This window comes from Pseudomonas sp. EggHat1, assembly GCF_014892995.1.
Lineage (GTDB): Bacteria > Pseudomonadota > Gammaproteobacteria > Pseudomonadales > Pseudomonadaceae > Aquipseudomonas > Aquipseudomonas chaetocerotis.
Map to the genome: position 1 here is coordinate 1 of NZ_JACKQK010000050.1, position 458 is coordinate 458.

A 458-nucleotide genomic window follows, 5' to 3' on the forward strand; every position below is an offset into this window, starting at 1 on the left:
GCCAGTGTCAAGGTGGACCTGTCCGGCATCGTCGTGGACACCAAGGTGATCCAGGTGAATGGCCAGTCGCTCACCCTCAAGGTGGTGCGCCCCGAAGGTGCTCGCGGCATTCTGCCGGGCTTCATGTTCTTCCACGGCGGTGGCTGGGTGCTGGGCGATTATCCGACCCACGAACGCCTGATCCGTGACTTGGTAGTAGGTTCTGGCGCAGCCGCGATTTACGTCGACTACACGCCGTCGCCGGAAGCCAAGTACCCGACCGCCATCAACCAGGCCTACGCCGCGACCAAATGGGTCGCCGATAACGGCAGCCAGATCAGTGTCGACGGCTCGCGTCTGGCCGTAGTCGGTAATAGCGTCGGCGGTAACATGGCCGCCGTGGTGGCCATCAAGGCCAAGGAAGCCGGTACGCCGAAACTGCGCGCCCAGGTGTTGCTGTGGCCGGTGACCGACGCCAA

At 63.8% G+C, this 458-nt stretch carries 1 protein-coding gene; it reads left to right on the forward strand.

The genetic code is table 11. The annotated features are described in order from the left end of the window. The coding region (locus tag INS93_RS25220; protein ID WP_192985867.1) for an alpha/beta hydrolase at positions 1–458 on the forward strand (458 nt) is incomplete at both ends.